This is a genomic window from uncultured Desulfobulbus sp. (assembly GCF_963662935.2).
GTDB lineage: Bacteria > Desulfobacterota > Desulfobulbia > Desulfobulbales > Desulfobulbaceae > Desulfobulbus.
This window is the reverse complement of sequence record NZ_CAXXTL010000002.1, coordinates 59,749-80,907: the sequence shown is the minus strand read 5'-3', so window position 1 is coordinate 80,907 and position 21,159 is coordinate 59,749. Positions and strand designations below refer to the sequence as shown.

Below are 21,159 nucleotides of genomic sequence, written 5' to 3'. Positions count from 1 at the left end.
CTTGTGATATGAAAAGCTCCCTGAGGATTTATCAACAAGATATCTACATGTCCTCATATCATATGCATTTCAATTCGCGTAAATTCGCGTGTATTCGCGGTTTCATAAATCCCGATTGTTATGGAGGATTGTTTGTCTTAAATATTTAATATAAATCAGTATGTTATCTGCATTTCAGGAGAGTGTTATGAAAAAAGATACAATGAGTCCTAGAGAGCGATGGCTGGCGGTGATCTCACATAGGATACCTGACAGAGTTCCGATGGATTACTGGGGAACAGGTGAAGCAACTGAGAAACTGCTTACACATCTGAACTGCACATTCGATGAAATGCTTGTTAAACTGCATATCGATATACCTCATACGGTAATGGGTCGATATATTGGTCCACCGCCGGAAGAAGGATGCAATATCTGGGGGATAAAATATCGGCAGATTGAGTATGCAACCGGTGTATACAGTGAACCGATAAGCTCTCCGCTGGCAGATTTCAACTCTGTAGAAGAGATAGAAGCCGGCTATGTCTGGCCTGATCCTGATCACTGGGATTACTCGCATCTTCCTGAGGATGTCAAAGGCAAGGAGCATCGGCCTATACGCGGAGGGGGCTCTGAACCGTTTCTTCTCTATAAGCTCCTTAGAGGCGAGATACAGGCCTTTGTTGATCTGGTTGAGAATCCTGAGATTGTGGATTACTGTCTGGATAAGCTGTTTAGTCTGGCATATCAAGATACTCTCCGAATCTTCGAGACTATTCCCGGAAAAGTGATCATTACCTATGTAGCTGAAGACCTGGGTGGACAGACAACATTGATGTATTCGCCGAAACATATCCGCCGGTATCTGCTTCCCCGCATGAAAAAGATGATGGAACTTACAAAGCAGCATGGATCATTTGTCTTCCATCATACCGACGGAGCGGCAAGGGAGATCATACCGGATCTGGTAGAAACCGGCATCGAGGTGCTGAATCCGATTCAATGGCGATGTCCGGGTATGGAACGCGAGGGTCTGAAACGTGATTTCGGTTCCAGGATTGCGTTTCATGGCGGCGTTGATAATCAATACACAATTCCATTCGGCACAGTTGACGAAGTGCGTCAGGAAGTGCAGGATAACATCAGAATACTGGGTGATGGCGGAGGATATATCCTGGCACCATGCCACAATATACAGTCAGTTGGTCCGGCAGAGAATGTCGTTGCTTTATATGAAGCCGGTTACGAATACGGCTGGTACTAATATCTGGAGGAATAATGCTTTTCCTGTTTTCTATAACTCTTTTCTTAAGCGCGTGTATGTTATTCGTGATGGAGCTATTATACGCCAAGATGGTACTCCCTTTACTTGGTGGAACTCCGGCAGTATGGAATACATGCAGCGTTTTTTTTCAAATCGCGCTACTGGCAGGATATTCATACGCTCACCTTTCAGCGACTAAATTGAAACCGCGTACCCAGGTGATTCTACATATTGCTTTATTTGTGATTCCGCTCCTCCTGCTCCCCATTGTGCTTCCGCTTGGATGGCAGCCTCCAAAAGGCGGAAATCCCATCCCCTGGCTGCTCATGCTGATGACGGTGACAGTCGGACTCCCGTTTGTGATTGTATCAACAAGCGCGCCGTTGATACAGCGATGGTTCACATATACCGATCATCCCGCAGGTCAAGATCCTTATTTCCTTTATGCGGCAAGTAACGCCGGAAGTTTTGCAGGACTCATTGGATATCTGGCATTTCTGGAACCGAATCTCCATATTTCAACACAGAATCTAATCTGGAAATATGGATATGAGGTTCTGATAATCTTGACTGCGTTGTGCGGATTTGCAGTATGGAAGGGGATTCAGAAGAAAGCTGCCATGCCGGTATCATCTACACAAAATGATGCAAACGATTCGGATGCACCCAATTCAAGAATTCCACTTACAACCGGTAGGCGGCTAAGGTGGCTGCTGCTGGCGTTTATACCATCAAGCCTTATGCTTGGTGTTACCACTCATCTGACAACCGATATAGCATCAGTTCCACTGCTGTGGGTTGTTCCACTCGGGTTGTATCTACTCTCATTTGTTATCGCATTCTCAAGGCGTGAATATATCCCACAAAAGTGGTTGATTCAGCTCCTGCCGATCCTCGTGCTGATCCAGACAGTCGGACTTGCAAAAGTGAATCTTGATCTGGCATGGATGATCATCATCCCAATGCCGACGTTTATCATCGCCGCGATTGCATGCCACAGAGAGTTGGTTATAGACAGGCCTTCATCAAAACATCTCACCGAATTCTATCTGTTGATGTCTGTTGGAGGAATGCTTGGCGGGATGTTTAATGCGCTCCTTGCCCCTCAAGTGTTTAAATCGATTGCTGAATATCCAATCGTTCTGGTGCTTGCTTGTGTAGTCCTTCTACTCCCGCGTCCGAATGCTACTGAAGCGGAGAAGAAAGCTGCGCTCCAGGTAACATATATGGATTCGGTGTGGATTATCGGTATATCGATACCACTGATGATAGCTCTCGGATATGCTATGAAACATGCATATTCGTATGATTCAACATTTGTATCAGTAACTCTTGGTATAGCTGGTATTGCGTGTTACTTAACTGTTAAGAAGCCATTTAGATTTGGCGTTATTTTGAGTATGCTGCTGATCATTATTGAACTAAGTCCCATAATCAACGGGCAGACCCTTTATCAGGAACGGAGTTTCTTCGGAGTTGCGCGTGTAAGATATAATCCATACACCAATATGGATGAGCTCATACATGGAACTACGCTTCATGGTATGCAGAGTAAAGATTCTGTATACCGCAGTGAGCCTTTGACATATTACACTAGATCCGGACCGCTTGGGCAGGCATTTAGCGCTTTAAACAGCACTGGCACTTTGAAAGATGTAGCTGTTGTTGGACTTGGCTCGGGTACGACTGCTGCTTATGCAAACAGAGACCAGCATTTCACATTCTATGAGATTGACAAAAGCATTGAAGAAATTGCATTGAATCCGGATTACTTCACATATGTATCTGACGCCAGAGCTCGCGGCGCTGATGTGAATATCGTATTAGGAGATGCAAGGCTCTCCATCGCTGATGCGCCTGTTAAGAGTTACGATATGATCATCCTTGATGCATTCAGCAGTGATTCCGTTCCGATGCATCTGATTACCAAACAGGCACTTGCATTGTATCTGACTAAGTTGAAAGACCATGGAGTAGTCATCTTCCATTTATCTAATCGATATCTAGATCTTGTGCCTGTGTTCAGCAATCTGGTTGAGGATTCCGGTTTGCATGGAATAGTCGGTCAAGATTCCAATGTGTCATTAGAAGATAAAATAAGAGGTAAAGTTACATCGTGCTGGCTGCTTGTTGCTAGACAGTCATCAGATTTTCTTGCGCTTGCAAATGATCCTCGGTGGTCGCCAACGATATATCATTCCAACAAACCGGTGTGGACTGACGACTATTCAAACATATTAAGTGTTTTGAAATGGAAGAGATAGAACCGGTCATCGTGTTGTAAAAATATTCTACCAAACAGACTAAGTTAAAACGGATGCTCTCTACTATTAAGAAAGCATCCGTTTTCATTTACTGATTTCTATAGGAATATTACCACTTATGTTCGAACTTCTGGACGCTGTCATAGCCGCGCCACATCATCAAGTGATCGAGTATCGTCATAGCTACCATCGATTCTGCAACAGGGATCAAACGTGCAAGCAGCGTGGGATCTCTGCGGGTGATGGCGCCAAGCATCTTTTCTTCTCTTGCCTCCATGTCAACCGTCATCTGGTCGACTGAGACAGTGGGAGTTGGTTTTACGGCGATCCTCATCACAAGGTCTTCGCCGGTCGATATCCCGCCCAGGAATCCGCCTGCCTTGTTTGTCTTGAAGCGGACTTTGCCGTTTTCATCAAGGTACGGGATGTCGTTGCATTCTGAGCCTTTCATACATCCAACCTCGAAACCTGCGCCAAACTCCAGACCTTTTACTGCGCCGATGCTCATCAGTCCATGTGCGATGCATGCGCTCAGTTTGTCGAATACTGGTTCGCCAAGTCCGGCTGGAACACCGCGTGCGATGATCTCTACGATACCGCCTGCGGTTTCGCCTTCATCTTTGATTTCAAGCACTTTCTGGATCATCTTCTCACCGGCTTCTTCATCCGGGCAAATGATCATATTGCTGTGCTTCTTTGCCTTTATCTCATCAAAACTCATCGGTTTTGCTTCGATGCCCATGCACGATTTTGTGTATCCTACGACTTCGATTCCTTCGCTCTGAAGGATGATCTTCGCGAGGGCTCCTGCCGCAACGCGCATGCAGGTTTCTCTGCCGCTTGCTCTACCCGCTCCGCACCAATCAGCGAATTCACCGTATTTTACAAAGAATGTGTATTCAGCATGTCCGGGCCTTATAAGGTCTTTTACATCCTTATACTGCTGAACATGGATGTCATGGCGGTCTACATTGTAGATGACCATCCCAATCGGAGCGCCGGTCGTCTTCCCCTCAAGCAATCCGGCGACGATCTTTACCTGATCTGTCTCCATACGTGGAGAATCGATAGGCGATTGTCCCGGCCGCCGCAGATCCAGTTCTTTCTGAATATCTGCATCGCAAATTGAAAGTCCGGCTGGAACGCCGTCAACTATCACCATAAGAGCATCACCGTATGACTCGCCGCATGCGGTAACTCTGAATAACCGTCCGTAAGTGTTTCCTAACAACTAACCAATACCTCCACCAAAAAGATCAAACCTGTCTATTTCTTTGCCGATTTCTGCATTAATTCCTTGCATAAGGTCAACGAAATTAGGGAATGTAACATTTATTGATTCAGCGGTATCTACCTGAGTCCAATCATCGCACCCCATTCCCGCGATTGACAGTGCCATTACAACGCGATGATCTCCATGACCGCTGAGTGTTGCCGCATAAAGTGGAGATCCCACGATTTCAAGCCCATCAGGGAGTTCCGTAACCAGCGCACCCATCTTGGTAAGCTCTTCGCGCATAACACGGATACGGTTGGTTTCCTTCAACCGGGCTTGTGCGACGTTCACTAATCTCGTCGTTCCTTCCGCGTAACATGCAACTACCGCAAGTGCGGGGAGCGTATCCGGCATATCGCTCAGATCAAACTCTCCGCCGGTGAGATAACCGCCTGAAACTTTTATTCCGCCATTCATAATCGGTGTGATTTTGACACCCATACTGACTAATATATCGATTATACCCTTATCACCCTGGGTATCATTCATATCCAAACCGTATATCTCAATTTCTGATCCGGTTATCGCGGCTGCACACAGGAAAAATGACGCCGATGAGAAATCACCCGGAATACGTTTATCAAACGATTTGTAAGTCTGTCCGCCTGGAATCATGAATCTTGTGTATCCTTCATGTTCGTATCGAATACCCAGGTCGTCCAGCCACTGAAGCGTCATGTTGATGTATGGCACCTCAACCGCGCCATCTACAGTGATTTCAGTTTCACCGCCTGCTAGTGGGCAGTTCATCAGCAGACTTGTCAGGTATTGGGAGGTCTTGCTTCCATCCAGAGTGATTTTTCCACCTTGTAACAGACCGGCTATTGCGATTGGCGGTCGTCCATCACCTCGTGTTGAAAATGCTTTTGCCCCCAGACTGGTCAAGGCTTCTAGAAGAGGACCTGCTGGTCTGTTGCGGATCTGTTCGTCGCCGGTAAATATCGACCACGAATTATTCAAGGCTGCCGTTCCCATCGCAATATACAGTGACGTGCCGGAGTTGCCGACATTTATCACATCATTGGGTGTTACAGGCAAACCGGATAAGCCATCAATGTGTAGATCAGTTCCGGTACTTATGCCGGCTCCGAATAATCTATAAGCGTCAACGGCGGATGTTGTATCAGCCGATATCAGCGGATTTCTGATTATGGACGATCCATTTGCCAGAGAACCAGCCGCAATCGCTCTGATTGTATGTGACTTCGATGCGGGAATGCGTACAAGCCCGGTAAGTTTTGATCTTCTAGATATAAGAAGCATCTTCTTTGTGCCCTCTGTAACATAGATATAGCGATTCTAATTATATCATAGTTTATCTGAAAAGAAGTTGAGGTGTCAATGTGTACCAGGAAATCACAATTAACTTCAAAGGACCAGACTAAGAACCTCACCTTTCCAAGGGGAGGCAGGTGGGGTGCTTCAAAGTATCAAATATCGTCATGATCTTCGCGGTGATAATCAAATCTGAATGTAAATATCTATATTTCAGCTCCTAAAAATAGGTCGGAGAGAGAGTGGGGAGGGCGAAGCTCCTCAGGCTGTCTGAAAAGGTAATGGGAATCTGGCGACTTTTGGGATTCAATTTTTTTTCAACCCAATTTTGCCAAGATAAACAAGGGCATCAAATATTAACAGGCGATTTTCCGCTTCAAGAGCGATATTTTATGAATTTCGCCTGTATATTTGCTCTTTTCTTCCTCATATTCCCAATAATACCTTCCTTTCGGCCCAATACCGCAATATTTTGCCGATATTATGCCATATACAACCCAGATTCCACTCTATATCAACTCCATCAAGCCCTCTTAACCTCAGCTTGTTGAAGCCTTTATTATGTTTGATGTTCCCAAAGACCGGTTCAATTATCGACATTCGCTGCTTATATATCTTTTTGCCTTCCGGGCTACTAACCTTTTTCGCCATTGCATCTTGCAACTGCCCGTCCAGTCTCACCCATTTCTCTACTTTCCTGCTTTTGTTCGCATGCTCGCAGGTGGTTGAGAGAGGGCAGCTTCCACACTTCAATCTATATAACCTGCAGGTGTAATCCCCGCGCTTCCTTGTTTTGTAATATGTTAGCTCATTTCCTGCGGGGCATATATATACGTCCTTTGATTCATCATATTTGAACTTGTTCTTCTGTTCTTCCTGCCCTCGCTTATTGGGTATATACAGGTCGACGTTCTCTTTATCTGCGTATTTTAATGACTCTGGACTGTAATATCCGCCATCTGCTGTTACTATCTCCGGTTTCTCACCAGTGTTCTTCTTAGCTTCTTCCAACATATCAGGCAGCAATCCATTGTCAGCCGACTCCTGGCTTACTTCGTTTGCGATTATAATCTGAGATTCGCTGTCTACTACAGCCTGCAGATTATATCCTGCGCGGACCCCGCCCTTGGTCTTCATTAATCTGCTGTCCTTATCTGTCCAGCCGATCGTGTTTATACCTTCCTTTTCCATTTCCGCTTTTATCTCTTCAAGCTTCTTCTTTCGGGCTTCCGCTTTCCTTAATGAATCTTTGATATCCCTGCCGTTACTATCTCCATAGAGCTTATCTTCTTCTTTATCTGCTTCATCCCATTCAGCCATTATCTCTGATATTCTGTTTTCAGCCCGTTCCAATGCTTTCTCAAGACGCTCTTTATTGAACGAGTTGTCTTTGGATACGTTCGCTTCCAGCCTTGTTCCATCTACAGAAACATGTTTGAGCAGCACAATACCCATCTTCATACTCATTTTTACTGTTTCTCTGAATACATTTTCCAGTGCCTCAAGGTTGTCTTTCCTGAAATCCGATATGGTTCTGAAATTGGGCTTGCTCATCTCTGATAAATACATGTATTCCAAGTCTTTATGGAGCAGTTTCTCTATCACCCTGCTGCTTCTTATTCCATTGCAGCCCGCATATATCAATATCTTCAGTAGCATTATCGGATTGTATGCCGAAGCCCCACCACCAGTGTATTTTCCAATCAGTTCACTGTGATCCATGCTATTTATGATCTCGTCAATGATTCTTGCTTCTGAGTCTTCTGTTATAAAATCATTCACCGATAACGGTAAAAGCATGTATTGGTCTTTTTGTGATAGAGGGTCTTTAAATATCTTTCTTGTCTTCTTCATTGCAGGCATATCTCCAAGTAAATGTATGATTATATATTCTACACCACTCTTGATATATCCTTCTTTTTTTACATATAATTATTACCTTTTCGGACAGCCTGTCCTGCTGAGCCTGGGTTGTAATTATACATCAAATGTTCCATTCTACATCTTTCAGGTTCGGCAGGAGCCTCACCCTCCCTGTCACATGCCAAGGTTTTTTCTTACCGAAATAACTGCGGTTATTCGCGATTGGTTGCTCAATAACTACCTACCCAGAACGCCGATTTCCATCAGGCGGGTACCGATGGCATCAGTGCTTTGACCTAGATCAAACCGCACGAATCGAGCCATCATCGGTTTGAATCGGATATGGATTCTATCTGATTTAATCGCGGATGTTGTATATACATCCTGCCATGACTTGCCGTCATCCGATACACGAATCGTCACATTTGCCAGTCGTCTGCCTGCATCTTCAAATGCGGTCTCCATGAATGCGCCATATACCAGTTTTGATACCGGCAGTTCAACATCGATATATTCATCCTGCAGTTTGTCTGCGAATACTATGCGGCTTGCAACAGGATCGCCGTCTATCAGATCCATTGGATTATACAATGCGCCGGGATTTATCTCATTCTCACTCTTAAATTCTGATGTTGTAAATGCTTTTGCGCCTTCATCTTTGTATGCTGCATTAAACTCTTTTTCTTCAACCCTCATAAATGCATCGAGTAGTTCAGCGCCATACTTCGATTTCTGCAGATCGGCATAAAAGTCCTTTGGCACGTAACTACGCTCAATCCTTCTGCCGTTCTCATCGACGAAGTATGAATACGGGCATATGATTCTGCTGCCTAGTTGGTTGATTGCTTTAATGGCTTTAGTCGGAAGGTATTTCTCCAGGACATAGATCGGTGCGTCACCAGGCAGTTTCAGCAATTCAGACGTGAACACCGGCTCAAAGACTGATGGAGAGAGGGTGTCGCACACATGATCGTATGCATCAAGATGACTGGATTTCAAGACCGCGCTTCGGTACGTTTCTTCAGGAAAGTATACATATACAGTTCCGGGAATGTACCGCGTCTGTTCAGGTTTTCGGTCTTTAAGATGTGTGAAAAGCTTCTTGACTGCATCCAGGCTGGCTTTGTTGGTCGAATCATCCGTTTTTATGAGACCGAATGCGTCTTCTTTGCCGCACCACACAAGCGCGCCGCGTATTGATCCGCTTGCACTCATCATCGCCTCAAATGCTGCTGGTGATTGCCCGTTGATCTCTACCGCCATATACGACTTTTTCTCAGATGCCGCTATCTTCGCAATAGTGCGATATGCCGTCAGCATTTTTTGCGGATATTGATAATTGTCAGCCGCAAGCACATCGCTGGTGATGGCATGAGTGCGGATTCCCCAGTTACATGCAGGAGGATTGCCAGTCTGAGCGTCGTAGTATCCATCGAAACCATCGTGAAGGCATGCCCCAGCCCACATCGCTCCGGGTGCGATTTGCTTTAACCGTGTGCGCCATGATAACAATCGTTCTCTTGAAAGAAGGTCGATTGCGGTTCTGAGATCGTAAGTCCGCCTGTTATTGTATGCGTCAGCCGGGATGCCGCGTATCGTGCCCAAATCCCAGACAGGCGCTTCATCAAATGATTTGTAATGCGTATTCCATGCCAGGTTAAGCGACTTTATCTTGCCTTTATACATATTTTTCAACATGCGATGCCATTCAGCCGGAAACATCGAACTAAGCGTATATCTGTATACGCCGGAATACCAGGGTTCCATAGAGTTCTTCCAGATGTTTTCATACCAGCCGTAAATCACATTGTTTCCGTATTTTGCGCTTACATGCTTCACTATTAATGAGGTGAACCACAGACATCGATCTGCATCTTCAGGTATGTAGATGGTCATCCAGTTTGCAAGTGGATATGGATGAGGGCAGATATAAGGAGTGATCCCATTCCTCTGGAACTGATCAAGTGTTGCATCAAGGAGCGACCAGTCGACCGTCCACTTATCAGCTTCTGCGGCATCAAACTTGTCGCCGCGCTTCCATGTCAGTTTTGTACCGTCAAGACCGATGTTAGTTGGATAGACAGGGATGCGGATCGTATTGACTCCGATCCCCTTAAACAGTGCGATATCAGCATCTGTAAGACGCCATGGAGATTTGGATTGTTCAATATCTGTTGGAATACCTGATGGTCCCGGTTGGTTAATACCGAGGATCACATCAGGTATTTTTGGAAATACTGATGCATGTAGTCCGGCGGTTCCGATGACAACCATCATAATTATAGATGCTAAAACTCTAATTCGCATATTGTGAACTCCATGCATTGTATATGTATCTGAATGCTCGATAAACATTCCGGTGTTTGATTACTTTTTCTCGCTGCTGAATGCGCCATCTGCTGCTCTTGATGGAATTTTCCACCCTTCATAAATACCGATTAGTATAAAAACCCAGCTCATTGGACTCATCCCGCCGCCGAATAGATATTTTGGGAAGATAAACATGGAAACCAGAAGCTGCCCAGAATATGAAAGATGCTTACCGTTTACAGTGTCTTTTGCAACCTCGCTGCCAAGCAGATCGCCTAACAGAAGGTATTCGCCCAGTAAGATGCCGAATCCTGCTAAAACGGCGCCGATTATGGGAAGTGCTTTACTGTGTCCGCCTTTAGCGCCTTTCAAGACGGCGATTCCAACAATTACCCCAATTATAACTGCTACCAGGCCTAGCTTGTAATGCGTGAAAAATACAATTTTGTCCCAAATGAATGCACTGGCTACAGCCGCAATCAATCCATACAGAATTGCCATTCCGATATTAGGCTGCACAATCTCAGACGGAGCTTGGTTAACAACAATTGTTTCCGGTGTAACTGTAATATTCTGATTTTGATCTGTATTTCCGGCAGGCCGGTTTTTTTCGCGAGTCATACATGTCTCGCACAGAATCTGAATGCCTAATCGACGTTCACACTGCATACAGATCGGTTTGCCGCATATTGCGCAGTTTGTAATGGCGGGAGTCCCTTGGTGTGCGCTGCAATCCATGTGTTGATGTCCTCCAAATGTTGAAAATTGATATCCTGCAAGTATTAACTGATAAATATATTCCACGTATCAAATGTTATTCCTTCATACAATCATAAAATATGAGGAGTTTAATCTCAGGAAATATTTTCAGTGTGATTCGTGAATCATCCGGTATACTGACTGCACATATTTGACAGTCATCTGCCTGCGGAATATACTGATATACAATGGATATACACACTGAAATAACTCGAAATGCATATGCGAAAATCAATCTTACACTTGATATATTGGGTGTAGAAGCTGATGGATATCATAGACTTCGTAGCGTGATGCAGACTATCAGCCTGCATGATGTAATCACTGTGCGTCGAGGTAAACCGGGTATTCGTCTCATATGCAGCGATAAGGAGATCCCATCCGATAGCAGGAACCTGGCATATCGAGCTGCAGAATCATTCTGCGCCGTAACGGGTATTATGCCGGAATTCGAGATTACTCTTGATAAGCAGATTCCCCATCAAGCCGGTCTGGGTGGGGGAAGCAGCGACGCGGCGAGTGTTTTAGCTGCATTTAATATAATGCATGATGAACCCTTAACAAAGAGGGTATTATGTAATATAGGCGCAGGAATTGGATCGGATGTTCCGTTTTTCATATATGGAGGAACAGTATCGGTTGGTGGGCGAGGCGAGCATATTGAAATCCTGCCTCCCATTCCGGTTTGCCATCTGGTAATTGTAAAGCCGAAGTTTGGCATATCCACAGCATGGGCATACAGACGACTTGATGAGATCCGAGACGATAGTATTGCAAGAGCACCGGATATCTTGATAACAAACAGTATGATAGAATACCTTAATGCAGGAGATTGGGATCGATTACCTGCTCTGATCTCAAACGATCTGGAACAGCCGTCGATTGAGAAGCATCCTGTTATTGCAGAAATCAAGCGTCAGATGGTAAATCTAGGGTCAAAAGGCGCGCTTATGTGCGGCAGCGGATCGGCTGTATTCGGTATATTCGGCAGCGAATCAGAAGCTGTAAATGCTTCATCTGAACTCAACGAATATGGCGATGTATACACTGCTTATACGATTCATCCGGATACAGAAACTGACTCAGAATTAATCTAACTTGAGGTATATATGTCAGACAGCAAGGCGACAAATGTTAAAATTCCGGCTGTAATTCTCGCAGGCGGTACAGTTGATCCTGAAATGCAGAAGGAATATGATATCGAATATCGTGCTGAACTGCCGTTTGCCGGAAAACTGATGATCATCCACATTGTAGATGCTCTCGCAGGAGCTTCATCTGTCAGCACAATCCGAGTAGTAGGTGAAACGCTGTGTGATTGCATAACAGAGACGATCCCGCCGAATGAGGGTATGCTTGAGAATGTGATTGCAGGAGTCAAAGCATGTGCCGCAGATTCACCTGATGGTCGGGTGTTAATCGCCACATCAGACATCCCGTTCCTTACATCAGAAGCAGTTGATGATTTTATCACTCGATGCGCTGGCATAGATGCAGATTTATATTATCCTTACATACTGAAGGAAGACAACGACCGCCGGTTCCCCGGTGTGAAACGCACGTATGTGAAGCTTGCAGAAGGTGTTGTTACCGGCGGGAACATCGTTATGATGAACGCCGATTTTATCGATAAGAACGCCGATCTGCTTCGGGAGGTCATGAATGCACGGAAGAGCATCTCAAAGATGGCAAAAGTAATAGGGATTGGCACGCTGCTGCGTATGATTGTTGCCCAGACTATCTGGAGAGGCGCTTTGAATCTATCTCAGATAGAAAAGGCGGCTGGACGCGCAATGAATGCCAGACTCAAAGCGATTCGAAGTCCATACCCTGAAATCGGAGCTGATATCGACAGGCTTGATCAACTGGAAGAGATGGAAACCCTGTTTGAATCGGAAGGTGAATCGAAATAGCTATACTTGAAACGATAAACCAGCCGTCTGATTTAAAACGGCTTTCAAAAGAACAGTTAGTGCAGCTCACGGACGAAATCCGTGAATGTATAATCGCACAGGTGTCTAAAACAGGCGGGCATCTAGCATCTAACCTTGGTGTAGTAGAGCTGACGACTGCATTATACAAGGTATATGACCCTTCAGAAGATGCCATCATCTGGGATGTCGGACATCAGTGTTATGCGCACAAACTTCTCACCGGCCGATTCAATCAATTCTGCACACTGCGCCAGTTCGGCGGGATTAGTGGATTCCCGAAAAGAGCTGAGAGCAATTTCGATTGTTTTGGTACAGGTCATTCCAGCACATCTATATCGGCGGCGTTAGGTTTTGCCAAAGCGCGAGACTTGAAGGAAAGCAATGAGCATGTAGTTGCGATCATCGGTGATGGAGCCCTGTCAGGTGGAATGGCATTTGAGGCGCTGAACAACGCCGGACAGCTTGGCACTGATATAACCGTCATATTGAATGACAATGAGATGTCTATATCTAAAAATGTAGGAGCCCTCTCAACCCACCTGAGCAAACTCCGCATGCAGCCCCTCTATCGTAGAGTTGAGAATAAGGCGAAAACCGTCATAGAGAACCTACCGATGGGCGGTAAAACCCTCTCCAGAACTGCTGAAGGAATCCTCCATGGTGTAACCCACCTTATCGGCGCCAAAACCGGAATCGTATTTGAGGAGATGGGATTTACATATCTCGGTCCAATTGACGGACATGATATCGAACTCCTTTCTGTGATTTTCGCCAGTGCAAAAGACATCAAAGGCCCGATTCTGATTCATGTATTAACTACAAAAGGCAAAGGATATGAACATGCAGAAAACAAGCCTAGGATGTTTCACGGTACACCACCGTTTGAAGTAACTAATGGTACTTTTGAGAAGAAGTCGGACGGCATATCTTTCACCGATGCATTTGCCGGAACGTTGATCGAGATTGCGGAACAGGATGAGCAGATTGTGGCGATCACTGCCGCTATGTCTGATGGCACCGGCTTAAGCAAGTTTGCCGAAAAATTCCCAAACCGATTCTTTGATGTTGGAATTGCGGAACAGCATGCAGTTACATTCGCAGCCGGACTCGCGGCGGCTGGGATGAAACCGGTTATCGGCATATACTCCACGTTCCTGCAACGAGCATATGATCAGGTTGTGCATGATGTTTGCCTTCAGAACCTGCCTGTCGTGATTGCAATTGACCGCGCCGGTCTGGTTGGTGATGACGGTCCAACGCATCACGGCGTATTCGATCTGTCATTCCTGCGCCACATCCCGAACCTGGTTGTTGCTGCTCCGTCGACTGCATCGGAACTAAGCAAAATGCTCAGACTTGCATTCAACCATAACGGTCCATTTGCCATCCGATACCCAAGAGGAGCTGAACCAAATGGGTTGCCTCAGATTGAGGAATCAGAACCGGTCGTCGGTAAGGGAAAGCTTCTTGCAGAAGGTGATGATGTTTGTATCGCTGCAATTGGGTCGGCTGTATCAATCGCTTTCAGAGCCATTAAACTGCTTCAGGAGAACGGCATATCTGCAGCATTGATAGACTGCGGATATGTGAAACCTCTGGATAATGATCTTATAATATCACAAGCAGCAAAATGCGGAAAACTTCTGCTTGTTGAGGAGAATTCGCTGCAAGGCGGGTTTGGCAGCGCGGTCCTAGAAATGCTTTCAGATGCAGGATTGTCTGACATCAGCACGAAGCTGATCGGTGTGCCAGATCGTTTCATCCAACACGGCGCTCAACCGATGGTTCGAGAACTCTGCGGTATAAGCGACGATCAGATTGCCCAAACCGTGATTGATAAATGGTTCAAAGACGGCAGATAGAACACAGGGATCCCGGTGTTAACTCTGAGGCACATTCTATGCCGTCTTCAAACGCTTTCTGCGAGCTATGGATAAACGGTAATTGCTGTCTAGATTCATCCAGAACTGTGCTGATGTGCCAAAAACATCTGCAAAATCAAGGGCTGTCTCTGCAGATATGCCGGCATGTCCGTTTATAATGTTGCTTATAAGCTGCATCGGTCTGCCAATTAACTCCGCCAGATGTTTTTGGGTCCATTTTCTTTCAATGAGTTCCTCAAGCAATATTTCTCCCGGATGGACAGGTATTGCAGCATTGAAATCATCATGAATAATCATTCTTAATATCCTTTCAAACTCTTAATGATAATCTGAAATTTCAATTATCATAATATATTTCCCATTCTCATCAATTTCTGGGATGGCGATTAACCTCCATTGATCGTTCAATCGCATAGAATACTGACCTTTTCGACCGCCTTTCAGCTTTTCTATATGCAGCGATTTACATGCATATAAATCGCGTTCATCAATTGCAGCTGCAATTCTAGCTACAGTTCTAAAAAATGAGTGTATCAAGTTAGGGTGATATTTTGGAGAAAATCCAGTGTCATATATCTCTTCCAAGTCAGAATCTTTGAAAGCAAATCTCATTTAATATACCCTTTCACTGATACACTGAATGTATATATCTTAATACACTGATATCCAAACGTCAAGTAGAAATATCATTAATGTTGCAATAAACCTTTCTCCCGAAACTAGACGTGAAAAGCCATGCTCGATTCCTAGTGCGCCCTCTATCCCCCTTTCTCCCAATTCTGGGCGAAAGGGGGAATTCAGGTCGTAAAATTACCTCTGAATTCATCGCCATTACTTCCTAGAGACTTCTTCTTCCACCAGAATTGGGGGAAGAAGCAAGATGATGAGGCCATCCGTACAGAAAATGTCTGTTTGCAATTAACAATTCGAGCAATTTCTGTGAAAATCATGGTGACATATGAGACCTTAAAGCACCCCACCTGCCTCCCCTTGGAAAGGTGAGGTTCCTGGCTTGGTTTCTCAAGGTTGTTGTTAATTTTATTGCGTTATTTATGGGAGGATAGTGTGTTTTAATGATAATCTTACAATTCGATTATTATAATATTTTTGCTTGGAAATGTTTCATTAATTCTGCAAATCGGGTATTAATATCATGTAACCTTTAGGGTAATTTTTATTACCAAAGCCTCCATCATTCTGTAAGCGGTATCGATAGATTTCGATACCGCCTTTTTTTTCGCAGATAGATGAAACTATGATGCGGTATTAGCCGTAAAAAGGTTATATATAACTGATGGAGAGATGATATGAAGATACGGAACAAAACAATTTTTTTCGCTATAATCATTCTGGCTCTGACCACTGCAGTTTTCTGCGCTGTCCCTGATGTGAGTATAGATTCCCAGAATACAGTTGTGAAGGCTGTGAAGATGGTCGGTCCGGCAGTTGTGAACATCGATACAGTCTCTCAGCCAGATAGAAACGACTTATCTCCGTTCGATTTTATGTTCGGTGATCCTCAACCGCAAAAAGGCCAAGGATCAGGTTTCATAATTGACAGCAAAAATGGATATATCGTTACAAATGAACATGTTATCCACAATGCCGATCAGATTACTGTTACCTTGCCGGATAAACAATCATATACAGGGAAACTCATTGCATCAGATAGGCAGACTGACATCGCCATCGTGAAGATCGTTGCGAAGAATCTTCCGGTTGCTAAGTTGATGAATGGCGGTGAACCTGAAATCGGTTCATGGGCGATTGCAATCGGCAATCCATTTGGTTTCAAGAATACTGTGACAGTTGGAGTCATAAGCGCCACCGAAAGACAACTTAAGGCACCGGATGGAAGAGAGATGGAAAACCTGCTTCAGACTGACGCTGCGATTAATCCCGGCAACTCAGGCGGGCCGTTATGCGATATCAATGGCAATGTAATCGGGATGAATACCGCCATCGTTCCTAATGGCCAAGGATTAGGATTCGCGATACCTGCAGAGACAATTAGCAAGGTCGTTCCTGAACTGATAAAGAATGGCAGAATCATCCGTCCATGGGTCGGATTCCGCTATATCGATATGTCGCAGGCACTGGCAGACAGGCTTGGGATATCATATGTAGATGGGGTAATCATTCAGATATACAAAGGCTATGCCGCAGATAAAGCAGGATTGTATTCGGCGGATATCATCGTAGAAGCCGGTGGAAAACCTGTGAAGAACTCTGAGGATTTCAAAGCGATTGTTGATAAGTTAAAGGTCGGCGATAAACTTCCCATTACAGCAGTTCGTGCCGGTAAACGCATCAAGTTTGTGCTGACAATCGATGAGCTGCCGGACGGAGCCCAAGTGTGATGCCGCATCATGCTGTATATTTGTTGCTAACATCAATATTTACATGAATTCTTGTTGACGTGAATCTGCAATTCGCGTAGTATGAAAGCCGATGTGTATGACAGTATATGAGTGAAAACTCCATTCATAGATATACTGTCATGTATATGAGTGAAAAATATTATCAGGATAATGTAATCATATATGAAGAATAGCAACGAGAATTTGATCGATTATAAAGACACAATCAGAGATGCGGTATTGAAAGACAGTGGGTTTATCAGACTTGTTTTGAGCAGCAAGAAAAACGACATGATCCCATGGATTAAGGTGGCAGTTCGTCCTGTAGAGATTAAAGGCCGAAGAAAGCATCAATTTTCTTATTATGACACCAAAAAAGTGATTGTGAAGAATTACTTCGGCGACGAATTAGTTGCCATGTTGGATGAATTACTTGCAATCCCTTTCAACCAGATTACATTGATGACAACCTCATCAGATACGAATATCCGAATCACTGATAAAGGCAAAGTGTTGACATCAACCTCAAAACCTTCTTGTAATGAAGAACCGCAGGACCTCTCTCACGACCGCAAAAAAGCTTTTCCAATTCCAGATGGCGTCCCGGACGAACTACTCTACACACTGGGAGTCATGAACAGAGAAGGTCATGTGCGTCCCGGTATGCAGGGTAAATTCCATCAGGTCAACGAATTCCTGTTGATTCTAGATCGAAGCATATCGGAGTTTACGTCTCCTGAGCAACCGATCCATGTAGTTGACTGCGGATCCGGGAACGCTTATCTCACCTTCGCGGCATACTACTACCTGAACATGGTTCGAGGATTGAATGTGCAGGTTTCAGGGGTTGAAGCCAATGAGAAGCTGACTCAGAAGTGCATTGAACTTCGTGATAACCTGGGATGGCAGGGACTTGAGTTCTGGACTATGCGGATTGCCGATTTCGTGCCTCCTGTGCCGCCGGATGTAGTCCTTAGTCTGCATGCCTGTGATACCGCCACTGACGATGCCATCGCGCAAGGTATACTATGGGGAAGCAAGTTGATCCTCGCTGCGCCTTGCTGTCAGCATGAACTTAATACACAGATCTCATCTCAAATCTTCCGACCCATAATCCGGCATGGGATCCTTAAGGAGCGTCTTGCCGATATCATTACAGACTCTTTCCGTGCGATTGTGCTCAGAATCATGGGATACAGCACAGATGTGATTCAGTTCGTCGATCCTGAGCATTCAGCGAAAAATATCATGATCAGAGCTGAGAAAAAGCTGAAGCCGGGTCATAAACCTTCGGTCCAGGAGTATAAAGAACTGAAAGACTTCTGGAAAGTGACTCCTTATATTGAAAAGCTATTAGGCGAACAAATCGACAAGTATTTGAGGTAGATATCGAAAATCATATTACCTTTCTTCGAAACCTGTTAGTTGACTCTTTCTTAATCAAATACATATTCAGAAAATCAATTTGAATGGAGAAATAATGTATAAAGGCATCATTCGGTTATTAGGATTAACCATTGTAATTCAAGCATTATTCATCTTGCCTGCTATGTGCGGCAGCGCCCAGACTCAGAAAGGCGGTAAACCCATTGTGTATATATACAATATAGTAAAACAACCCGCTAACGCTGATGATTATGATGAGATCGCCGCATTGGCCTCAATGCAGGGGATCATCAACAGAGACAGAGCGATTCTGTATATTAACAATGATAGATATGGACGGCCAAAATACTGGCTAGACATCATGTCGAAAGACGGCAGGTGGCTTGAAGGCCGCGAACACAAGAGCTTAACAAGCCTGGATGCTGTATACAAACTGGCTGCCGGGAAACTGAAAGGCGCTGTCATCTGGGATCCTGATGTGCCTGCTACTATCAATGTAGCCACAACAATCGCCGGTGTTGAGGATGCAGTGATCTTCAGTCCATCAATGGCAGATAAATACCTGAAGAAGTGGAATCTGAAAGTAATCAAGGACCTTCGCGGGATGTTTACCGGCAAAGAGACCGGCAGTAAGAAGAATGATGCTTACAGATGGGCAATCCGCGAATATGTCGATAAAGGCAAATGTTCTCCGCATTTCTTGTGCCTCTATACCGATGCTTTCTATGACCGCAAACCCGGGCAGCTTGCATACTTGATAGTCCGCGACTGGGCGGTTAAGAATCGGGCATTCACCTACGATCTTTCCCCATGGGGTGATGAAGTTCCTGCTGATGACCCTAATCAGCGGTTGGGGACTGACCTTGCCACTTACAAGATGCTTCTCGCCGCAACGCTCAAGCAATCGGCAGGCAAGCAGATGACTGAAGTCGCCGGATTCTTCAGCTTCCAGAAATATGCCAATATGCCGGGACATCCGAGTAAGCATGATCCGGTTCCAACAGAATGGGAAACCGTCTATCTGATTTCACCATACAACTGCTACCAGAACACTGCAACCGAATTCTCTTATAACCAGTCGTTTCACTGCCATGCCCCTGTAAAGCAATTGAAACAATCTCGACCCGTTGTGAAACATAAACTTGAGAATAAGTCGTACATCGCCATACTGATGGCTGATTATGATTCAGCTTTTCCACTATATAATTTTTTTCCTAATAATTGGGATACCAAAGAAAGAGGCGATCTTCCTCTCAATTGGGGGATCAATCCGAACCTGATAGAGGCATACCCGGACATCATATCTTATATCTATTCAACTGCTACGCCAAATGATCACTTTGTTGCTGATGCCAGTGCTGCGGGATATTTCAATCCAAACAGAATCCAGAAGAAATACCTGCCGCTCTTTGTAAAACACAACCAGAAATTCTACAAGCAGACAGATATGACGATCTCAGGGATGGTTCTCGATTGGGATCAACCCAGCAGCGATGTAAAAGATGCATTCTCTAAGTTTTCGCCGGATGGGTATGCCACCATAGTTGCAGATATGCACGGAAGCGGTGGACGACCTCCTCAGCCGCAGGTATGGAAAGGGATGCCGATCGTGAACCTCCTCGGTGCCGATCCTAATTCTCCGGAATACACAGCGGGTGAGATATACAACGCTGTAAAGAAGCGTAAGAAAGACGAACCGGGTTTTTACGACTTCCGATGTGTATGGGTAACTCCGGCGCAAGTGAAGGCATCGCTTGATCTGTTTGCGAAACAGCATCCTGAAGAACAGTTTGAAGTTGTCGATATCTACACATTCTTTGATCTGTTCAAACGATATAATGAAAAGTGGATTTCTGATAATCAGGTGATAACCACTCTTCCTGCATCTTCAGCTTTTCTTGAGGGATACAGTTCCCGTTTTGATACGCACTACACAATTCAAAATGTAACATCCAAACCGATGAAAGCTGTTTTCACTGTAACAGGGCTGGAAGATGCTGTGGTTACTCCGGCTAATGCAGATTTACCTCCAGGAAAAGAAGTAAATGTCGTGATATCCGGTAACGCAGTTTCAGACAAGATCACTGTAGAAGCGCGTGGTCCTTTTGGTTTGAGGCAATCAGTTACGAAAGTAAGACGAGTGCTAAATCAGGAGATATCAGGCGTCATCCCAAAGAATACAAAGCTGCAGTTTATCAGTGATTCCGGGATTGATATTTTGCCTCATAACACCGGTGAACAGATTACCAACAGTGATGGATCGACTTCTCTAGAAGCGAAAAAAGGTGATTCTAAGCCTGGTTTTCTAGCTTATGGGCCTTATTCATCGCTTAATGCAGGCCGGTATCTGGCGTTATTCAGAGTCAAACGCACTGGTGAAGGATCAGGTGATGCGGCAGAAGCCGACATTGTATCGGGTGGTCATCCTATTGGCGCTTCAAAGATGATAAAGGCAGACGAACTCCCGATTGGTGAATACAAGTCAGTTGCATTGATTTTCGACTATAATCTGCCGGGCAGCGCATACGAATCCCGCCTTAGTTGGACAGGGAACGCCTCTCTAGTCTTTGATCGTGTTATCATCTGGAAGATTGTAGAGTGAATGG

Annotated in this window: 15 protein-coding genes; 8 read left to right on the top strand and 7 right to left on the bottom strand. The window is 44.9% G+C overall.

From position 1 onward, the window contains the following. Positions 1 to 187: 187 nt before the first annotated feature. Both ACHZCX_RS04930 and ACHZCX_RS04925 read left to right on the top strand, forming a co-directional pair. Positions 188 to 1,243: a uroporphyrinogen decarboxylase family protein gene (locus tag ACHZCX_RS04930; protein WP_319586121.1), complete on the top strand. Its 1,056-nt coding sequence runs from the start codon at positions 188 to 190 to the stop codon at positions 1,241 to 1,243. 14 nt (positions 1,244 to 1,257) lie between these two features. Further along, the gene (locus ACHZCX_RS04925; protein WP_319586120.1) at positions 1,258 to 3,507 is read left to right on the top strand and encodes a hypothetical protein; all 2,250 of its coding nucleotides are present in this window, start codon (positions 1,258 to 1,260) and stop codon (positions 3,505 to 3,507) included. Positions 3,508 to 3,616: 109 nt separating this feature from the next. Here the strand turns inward: ACHZCX_RS04925 and aroC are convergent, their stop codons facing one another. The 5 genes from aroC to ACHZCX_RS04900 form a co-directional block, all read right to left on the bottom strand. Beyond that, a complete protein-coding gene (gene aroC / locus ACHZCX_RS04920; RefSeq protein ID WP_319586119.1) occupies positions 3,617 to 4,738 on the bottom strand; it encodes a chorismate synthase in 1,122 nt (373 codons plus the stop codon). Next, positions 4,739 to 6,046, bottom strand: a complete 1,308-nt coding sequence (gene aroA / locus ACHZCX_RS04915; RefSeq protein WP_319586118.1) for a 3-phosphoshikimate 1-carboxyvinyltransferase — start codon at positions 6,044 to 6,046, stop codon at positions 4,739 to 4,741. Between the two features lie 438 nt (positions 6,047 to 6,484). Further along, positions 6,485 to 7,912, bottom strand: a complete 1,428-nt coding sequence (locus ACHZCX_RS04910) for an IS1182 family transposase (protein WP_319586117.1) — start codon at positions 7,910 to 7,912, stop codon at positions 6,485 to 6,487. Positions 7,913 to 8,158: 246 nt separating this feature from the next. Then, entirely contained in the window at positions 8,159 to 10,198 is a 2,040-nt protein-coding gene (locus ACHZCX_RS04905; protein ID WP_319586116.1) for a discoidin domain-containing protein, read from the bottom strand. A gap of 90 nt (positions 10,199 to 10,288) precedes the next feature. Continuing rightward, a complete protein-coding gene (locus tag ACHZCX_RS04900; RefSeq protein ID WP_319586115.1) occupies positions 10,289 to 10,852 on the bottom strand; it encodes a hypothetical protein in 564 nt (187 codons plus the stop codon). A 326-nt stretch (positions 10,853 to 11,178) separates the two neighbouring features. On the opposite strand from ACHZCX_RS04900, the gene ispE reads away from it, so the two are divergent. Genes ispE through dxs form a run of 3 tightly spaced genes read left to right on the top strand, consistent with a single transcriptional unit; the run spans position 11,179 to position 14,786 of the window. Next, positions 11,179 to 12,087: a 4-(cytidine 5'-diphospho)-2-C-methyl-D-erythritol kinase gene (gene ispE, locus ACHZCX_RS04895; protein ID WP_319586114.1), complete on the top strand. Its 909-nt coding sequence runs from the start codon at positions 11,179 to 11,181 to the stop codon at positions 12,085 to 12,087. A 12-nt stretch (positions 12,088 to 12,099) separates the two neighbouring features. After that, the gene (locus tag ACHZCX_RS04890) at positions 12,100 to 12,903 is read left to right on the top strand and encodes a nucleotidyltransferase family protein (RefSeq protein WP_319586113.1); all 804 of its coding nucleotides are present in this window, start codon (positions 12,100 to 12,102) and stop codon (positions 12,901 to 12,903) included. Next, on the top strand, positions 12,900 to 14,786 hold the full coding sequence (gene dxs, locus ACHZCX_RS04885) for a 1-deoxy-D-xylulose-5-phosphate synthase (RefSeq protein ID WP_394708810.1): 1,887 nt from the start codon (positions 12,900 to 12,902) through the stop codon (positions 14,784 to 14,786). Before ACHZCX_RS04890 ends, dxs begins: the two co-directional genes overlap by 4 nt. A 36-nt stretch (positions 14,787 to 14,822) precedes the next feature. On the opposite strand, the gene ACHZCX_RS04880 is transcribed toward dxs, so the two are convergent. Continuing rightward, entirely contained in the window at positions 14,823 to 15,104 is a 282-nt protein-coding gene (locus tag ACHZCX_RS04880; protein ID WP_319586112.1) for a HigA family addiction module antitoxin, read from the bottom strand. Between the two features lie 21 nt (positions 15,105 to 15,125). Then, positions 15,126 to 15,419: a type II toxin-antitoxin system RelE/ParE family toxin gene (locus ACHZCX_RS04875; RefSeq protein WP_319586111.1), complete on the bottom strand. Its 294-nt coding sequence runs from the start codon at positions 15,417 to 15,419 to the stop codon at positions 15,126 to 15,128. 695 nt (positions 15,420 to 16,114) lie between these two features. Between ACHZCX_RS04875 and ACHZCX_RS04870 the strand changes: the two genes are divergently transcribed. From ACHZCX_RS04870 to ACHZCX_RS04860, 3 genes are all read left to right on the top strand, one after another. Beyond that, on the top strand, positions 16,115 to 17,167 hold the full coding sequence (locus ACHZCX_RS04870; RefSeq protein WP_319586110.1) for a trypsin-like peptidase domain-containing protein: 1,053 nt from the start codon (positions 16,115 to 16,117) through the stop codon (positions 17,165 to 17,167). 183 nt (positions 17,168 to 17,350) lie between these two features. Then, positions 17,351 to 18,553: an SAM-dependent methyltransferase gene (locus ACHZCX_RS04865; RefSeq protein WP_319586109.1), complete on the top strand. Its 1,203-nt coding sequence runs from the start codon at positions 17,351 to 17,353 to the stop codon at positions 18,551 to 18,553. A 94-nt stretch (positions 18,554 to 18,647) separates the two neighbouring features. Next, on the top strand, positions 18,648 to 21,155 hold the full coding sequence (locus tag ACHZCX_RS04860; RefSeq protein WP_319586108.1) for a GxGYxYP domain-containing protein: 2,508 nt from the start codon (positions 18,648 to 18,650) through the stop codon (positions 21,153 to 21,155). Positions 21,156 to 21,159: the final 4 nt, after the last annotated feature.